Raw genomic sequence first — 5,590 nt, 5'->3', positions numbered from 1 at the left:
GCCATCGGCACGGACGGCAAGGTGGAAGTGCTGGCCGACCACGTGGGCCCGGACGACCCGATCCGCTATGCCAACTCGGTGGTGGTGGCACCGGACGGCACGGTGTATTTCACCGATGCCTCGGGCCGCTTCGCGCCGTCGCAATGGGGCGGCACCTACGAGGCCAGCGTGCTGGACATCCTGGAGCAGGCCGCCACCGGCCGCGTGCTGGCCTACGACCCGGTGGCACGCAGCACGCACGTGGTCGCCCGGGGCTTCTCGTTTGCCAACGGCCTGGCACTCTCGGCGGACGGGCAGTCGCTGTTCGTCGCCGAGACCGGCCGCTACCGGGTCTGGAAGCTGGACCTGGCCGCGCGCGACCTGGACGTGCAACAAGGCACGCCGCAGGCCCGCGTGCTGCTGGACAACCTGCCCGGCTACCCGGACAACCTGATGCGCGGCCGCGAAGGTCGCATCTGGGTGGGCCTGTTCAAGCCGCGCAACCCGGCGGCCGACAGCCTCGCGCAACACCCCTTCCTGCGCAAGCTGCTGCTGCGGCTGCCGCGCGCCTGGCTGCCGCTGGGCCAGCCCTATGGCCACGTCTTTGCCATCACCGAAGACGGCCGCGTCGTCGAGGACCTGCAAGACCCGACCGGTGCCTACCCGCAAACCACAGGCGCCACCGAGACCGCCCAGCGTCTCTACATCCACAGCCTGCATGCACCGGCCATCGGCTGGCTCGCGCGCTGAGCCTGTTTCTCAACCCCCAACAAGGAGCCCTTGACATGACGCATTTCAACCGCCTCCATCGCTTGTTGCGCCTGATGGCGCTGCTCGCCCTCCCGCTGCTGGCGGTCGCCCCCGCCTCGGCACAGCAAACCCAACCCACCCAGGAGAAAGCCAAAGTGAAAAACATCGTCCTCGTTCATGGTGCCTGGGCCGACGGCTCGGGCTGGCAAGGTGTGCATGAGATCCTGCGTGCCAAGGGCTACGCCGTCAGCATCGTGCAGAACCCGCTGACCTCGCTGGCGGCCGACGTGGCGGCCGTGCACCGCGTGATGGCGCGGCAGAACGGCCCGGCCCTGCTGGTGGGCCACTCCTACGGCGGCGTGGTGATCACCGAAGCCGGCAACGTGCCGAACGTGGCGGGTCTGGTCTACGTGTCGGCCTTCGTTCCGGACGCGGGCGAATCGGTCACCTCACTGCTCGACGGTGGTGCCGCGCCACCGGTGCAGCCGTCAGAAGATGGCTACCTGTTCTTCGACGCCAACATCTTCCCGCAGGCCTTCGCGCAGGACCTGCCACCGGCGCAGGCCGCCTTCCTCGCTGCCGCGCAGATCCCGCCGGCCGCAGCGGCCTTCGAGGCCAGGATCACCCAGCCGGCCTGGCGCACGCACAGCAGCTGGTACGTGCTGTCCACCGAGGACCGCATCATCCCGCCGGCCGCGCAACGCAAGATGGCCGGCCGCGCGAATGCGGCCGTCAAGGAGGTGCGCGGCAGCCACGCCGCGTATGTCTCGCAGCCCGTGGCGGTGGCCGAGGCCATCGACGAGGCCGCACGCGCCCTGGTCCGCTGAGCGCAGCGCGCACGACAGGAGCCCGACATGAGACGACACGGCAGCCCTTCTGAAAGACGGCGCGGCTTCGGTGTGCATGCGCTGGTGTTCGTGCTGGGCATGGCCCTGCTGGCCGGCATCAACCTGCTCTGGACGGGCCCGCCGTACTGGGTGCTGTGGGTGCTGCCGGGCTGGGGCATCGGCCTGGTGGCCCATGGGTGGGCCGTGCTGGGTGCAGGGGCTCGCAACGAGTTTGGAAGCGCCAGACGCTAGGAGGACCAGCATGTTCAACGAAGCCTATGAGCCGCAATGCCGGGCCACCAAGGCCCATTGCACCGACGCCCGCCAGCTGCGCCGCCGCCGGCTCACCCTGCTGGCCCTGGCACTGGGCACCTTCTGCATCGGCACGTCCGAGTTCGCCAGCATGGGCATCCTGCAGCTGTTCGCCGCCAGCCTGGGGCTGGACCTCGCCAGCGCCACCCACGCCATCGAGGCCTATGCCTTCGGCGTGGTGCTGGGCGGCCCGGCCATCACCATCCTGGCCGCCAAGCTCAACCGCAAGCATCTGCTGCTGGCCCTGATGGCGATCTTCATCGTCGGCAACCTGCTATCAGCGCTGGCCACCGGCCTGGGCAGCTTCGCGCTGGCCCGCTTCGTGAGCGGCATTCCGCAGGGCGCGTACTTCGGTGCCGGCGCCGTGGTCGCGTCCTACATCGTCGGCCCTGGCCAGGGCGGCCGGGCGTTTGCCATGGTGATGACCGGACTCACCGTGGCCACCATCTTCGGCTCGCCGCTGGCAACGCTGCTGGGCCAGACACTGGGCTGGCGAAATGCCTACCTGGCGGTGTCGGCGCTGGGCGTGCTGTCCTTCCTGGCGCTGTGGCTGCTGGTGCCACGCTCCAGCGCGCTGGATGGCGGGCCGGTGCTGCAGGAACTGCGGGCCCTGAACCGCCCGGCCGTGTGGGCCATGGTGGCCGTGGCCGCGCTGGGCGTGGCCAGCATCTTCGCGGTCTACACCTTCATCGGCCCCTTCGTGACGGATGGCGCCGGGCTGGACGCGTCCTGGATCCCCATCGCGCTGGGCCTGTTCGGCGTCGGCATGACGGCAGGCAACGTCTTCGGCGGCTGGCTGTCGGACCGCCACCCTTCGCAGGGTTTGACGGCGGGCTTCGGCAGCGCGCTCATCGCGCTGGCGCTGCTGGCCGTGGGCGGTCAGAACCCCTGGGTGCTGATGGCCGGCATGCTCGCCGTGGGCGCCACGATGATGGTCGCCATCCCCACCATCCAGATCCGCCTCACCCAGGCCGCGCCCGACGCCCCAACGCTGATGGGCGCGATGAACCTCGCCGCCCTGAACGTGGCCAACGCCATCGGCGCCTGGGCCGGCGGCCAGACCATCGCCCAAGGCCACGGCCTGCTGTCCGCCGTCTGGGCCGGCTTCGCGCTGACGCTGGCGGGGTTGCTGCTGTTTTTGCTGGTGGCGCGCAAGCCCTCCGACGGCCAGCCGGCGCGCGCGCTTTATCCGCTGTAGGCGGCCACCCTCACGCGAGATGATACGTCCGCGGTCCCAGGCCGGCCCCTGTCCAGCATTGCCGCGCAGCACGACGGTACCCATGCGCCAAGCAAAGGCCAGAAGGTGGCCTGCCTCGCGCTCGGCTGCAGGGTCAGGTACCGCGGCCGCGGACCCATTCGGCCATGTCTTGACGGTCGAACTCCAGGAGGTGCTGCACGATGTCTTGCCCCTCAGCGTCGAGGGCCTTGACGTCGGCCCCATTGGCCAGGAACCAATCGAACAAGTCCTTGTATTCCAGCGACGCGACCTCGAACAGCGCCGGCGTGCCGAACTTATTCTTGGTGTCGAGATCAGCGCCTCGGGCGTGAAGCCACACCACACCGTCCAGAGCGTTCTCCACGGCCAAAAAGTGAAGCACGGTCTCGCCGATGCCATCGGTGTGGTGCAGCAAGGCCGGCTGCATGTCCAGAAGATGGGCCGCAGCGTCGAAGTCGCCCGCGTAGAGCGCATCACGCAACGCGTACCAGGATTGTGGTGTGTCACTCATGGTGCGGCATGTTCGATACAAGAAGCGGCCTGCGTCTCGGCAGAAGCAATCGCCGTGACGGGAAGATCATTCATGTGTTTCAAAGTTGCGCCAAAGCTTCAGCGGCGACGCGGTCGACCTCCTCTGTGTGCTCCGAATCGGTTGGGCACTGGACGATCCGGCGCAGTTCGCCCTCGAGAGCTTCGGCAAGTGGCTTGGAGCGGGCGACGACCGCCGAGATAACGTAGTACTTCCAGACATCATCCTGGGTCTGGAGAATCTGCCCAACATGCGGAGCCAAGTCAGCGCCGATGCGCTCAAAAAATGGCGCGAGCACTTGAGCGACGGGCCAGTTGATGTCTTGCAGCCACATCAACAGTTGCATGGCCATCGGCTTCACCGAAGGCCAGCCAAGCCTGACTGCTGCCTCAGCCGCAAACAGGTCGGACTTGTGGCGCGGCAATGGATTTTCCAGATCCAGATTGGCAAAGTTTGAACTGGCCGACAACGTGACGCGTCCCATGGAACAGTTAGCAGCATTCCGGATGACCTCAAGTGCGCCTATGAAGACCAGGTGCCACTGCGATGATTCCGCGGCCTCGGCCAACGGATGCCAGAAGAATTCAAAAAGGTGCCCGCCATCATCCGCGGCCTCGTGGGTCCACGAGTCCGGAAGAGACAGTAGCGATGCGCACTCAATGAACTCCCAGACCTGCCCCTGAAATCCCGACTGCCATGTGCCCAGACTCCGCACCGTTTCGGCAGCGGCGATCCCCGACTCCTCCGCCAGTTCGCGAAGCGCCGCCGCTTGTACCGACTCACCTGGCTCGATGGTTCCTTTGACCAGTTGAAAGCCGGCGAGCGGATGTCGAAACGCGAGAACCTTGAGGGCTTCTCCTGCAGGTCGAAAGACGACGGGACAGACCTTGTTTGGGATCACTCGGGCCGCCTAAGTTTTGAATTCATCGGGGCCCAGCGGCGCCCCGATGGAGTGAGGAGTTGCCAGCCCTGCCACCTTCGTCCACGCCGGAAGGCGGCTCAGCGCGCCGAGACCGCCGCCACCACAACCAGCATGCCCAGGCTGAGGTTCAGCGCCACCAGCTGGCGGATGCGGCTCAGCACCTGCGCCGCAGCCGGCCAGGCCGAGGCATCGCAGAACGCCCGCAGCCTGGGGAACAGCAGCAGGTACAGGTAGGCAAACACCGCGGCCATCACCAGGCCCAGCGTGAACATGGCATGCCAGCCCGGCGGCGCGGCGCGAAAGCCCACCGGCAGCAGCATCGCCAACCCGGAGCCCAGCAACAGCAGCACGGCCACCGCCATGAAAGACAGGAAACGCGAGAAGGTCGCCACCCACAGCGGCAGTCGGCGGGGCGGCTCCAGCACCTCGGCGGCCGCCGGGCGCAGGCAGAAGTAGGCGAAGAACATGCCGCCCATCCAGGCCATGGCCGCCAGCAAATGCAGCAGAAGCAGTGATTGATGAAGCATGGCGGCGGTCTCTTCGCAAGCGTTGGCAGGAGCCGCATTGTTGCCGGCCCGCGGCTGGCAAGATGGCGCCATGTTTTCCCACCACTTCACAGGCGTGCAGGACTTCGAGCGCGCCCTGGCCTTCTACCGGCCGCTGCTGGCCTCGCTGGGCCTGCAGCAGCGCTTCGTCGATCCCTCGCGCCCCTGGGCTGGCTGGCAGGTGCCCGGCCAGCCCCGCCCGCTGTTCGTGATTGCCGCGCCACACGACGGCACCCATGCCCCCGGCAACGGCCAGATGGTGGCCTTCCTCGCGCCCAGCACCGAGGCGGTGCGCCAAGCGCATGCCATCGGCCTGGCGAGCGGCGGCACCTGCGAAGGCGAACCGGGCCTGCGGCCGCACTACCACCCGGATTACTACGGCGCCTATTTGCGCGACCCGGAAGGCAACAAGATCGGGGTGGCGTGCCATGAGACGGAAGCTTCTTAGTCGGCCCTGCAAAATCCATTTCAAGCGCAGCGACAGCAGTCATTTGATTCCTTGAGCCGCAG

General features: G+C 67.5%; 8 protein-coding genes. 5 read left to right on the top strand and 3 right to left on the bottom strand.

Features of this window, described 5'->3' with window-relative positions:
* From FKP22_RS19385 to FKP22_RS19370, 4 genes are all read left to right on the top strand, one after another.
* Positions 1-729: SMP-30/gluconolactonase/LRE family protein (locus tag FKP22_RS19385; protein WP_141289349.1), on the top strand; the 729-nt coding region annotated here is incomplete at its 5' end.
* Between the two features lie 35 nt (positions 730-764).
* Complete coding sequence (locus FKP22_RS19380; protein ID WP_141289348.1) at positions 765-1,556, top strand: alpha/beta hydrolase; 792 nt, start codon at positions 765-767, stop codon at positions 1,554-1,556.
* Positions 1,557-1,583: 27 nt separating this feature from the next.
* Entirely contained in the window at positions 1,584-1,808 is a 225-nt protein-coding gene (locus FKP22_RS19375) for a 2TM domain-containing protein (RefSeq protein WP_141289347.1), read from the top strand.
* Positions 1,809-1,818: 10 nt separating this feature from the next.
* The gene (locus FKP22_RS19370; protein WP_141289346.1) at positions 1,819-3,066 is read left to right on the top strand and encodes an MFS transporter; all 1,248 of its coding nucleotides are present in this window, start codon (positions 1,819-1,821) and stop codon (positions 3,064-3,066) included.
* 133 nt (positions 3,067-3,199) lie between these two features.
* Here FKP22_RS19370 and FKP22_RS19365 read toward each other — a convergent pair whose 3' ends face one another.
* The 3 genes from FKP22_RS19365 to FKP22_RS19355 all read right to left on the bottom strand — a co-directional run bounded on the left by FKP22_RS19365 (position 3,200) and on the right by FKP22_RS19355 (position 5,062).
* Positions 3,200-3,595, bottom strand: coding sequence for an ankyrin repeat domain-containing protein (locus FKP22_RS19365; protein WP_141289345.1), 396 nt, complete (start codon positions 3,593-3,595; stop codon positions 3,200-3,202).
* 79 nt (positions 3,596-3,674) lie between these two features.
* The gene (locus tag FKP22_RS19360) at positions 3,675-4,514 is read right to left on the bottom strand and encodes a DUF5071 domain-containing protein (protein WP_141289344.1); all 840 of its coding nucleotides are present in this window, start codon (positions 4,512-4,514) and stop codon (positions 3,675-3,677) included.
* Positions 4,515-4,612: 98 nt separating this feature from the next.
* The gene (locus tag FKP22_RS19355) at positions 4,613-5,062 is read right to left on the bottom strand and encodes a CopD family protein (RefSeq protein ID WP_141289343.1); all 450 of its coding nucleotides are present in this window, start codon (positions 5,060-5,062) and stop codon (positions 4,613-4,615) included.
* Between the two features lie 70 nt (positions 5,063-5,132).
* Between FKP22_RS19355 and FKP22_RS19350 the strand changes: the two genes are divergently transcribed.
* Positions 5,133-5,528 (top strand): VOC family protein, encoded by a 396-nt coding sequence (locus tag FKP22_RS19350; protein WP_141289342.1) that lies wholly within the window; start codon positions 5,133-5,135, stop codon positions 5,526-5,528.
* Positions 5,529-5,590: the final 62 nt, after the last annotated feature.

Origin of the sequence: Ideonella azotifigens (assembly GCF_006519715.1) — a bacterium.
GTDB classification, from domain to species: domain Bacteria; phylum Pseudomonadota; class Gammaproteobacteria; order Burkholderiales; family Burkholderiaceae_C; genus Ideonella; species Ideonella azotifigens.
Note: the sequence above shows the minus strand (reverse complement) of the source record. Positions and strands in the feature narration are given on the sequence as shown.

Excerpts from the sequence above, each read along its gene's own strand:
- FKP22_RS19380 (WP_141289348.1), top strand. The coding sequence starts at position 765 with ATGACGCATTTCAACCGCCTCCATCGCTTGTTGCGCCTGATGGCGCTG.
- FKP22_RS19375 (WP_141289347.1), top strand. The coding sequence starts at position 1,584 with ATGAGACGACACGGCAGCCCTTCTGAAAGACGGCGCGGCTTCGGTGTG.
- FKP22_RS19370 (WP_141289346.1), top strand. The coding sequence starts at position 1,819 with ATGTTCAACGAAGCCTATGAGCCGCAATGCCGGGCCACCAAGGCCCAT.
- FKP22_RS19365 (WP_141289345.1), bottom strand. The coding sequence starts at position 3,595 with ATGAGTGACACACCACAATCCTGGTACGCGTTGCGTGATGCGCTCTAC.
- FKP22_RS19355 (WP_141289343.1), bottom strand. The coding sequence starts at position 5,062 with ATGCTTCATCAATCACTGCTTCTGCTGCATTTGCTGGCGGCCATGGCC.
- FKP22_RS19350 (WP_141289342.1), top strand. The coding sequence starts at position 5,133 with ATGTTTTCCCACCACTTCACAGGCGTGCAGGACTTCGAGCGCGCCCTG.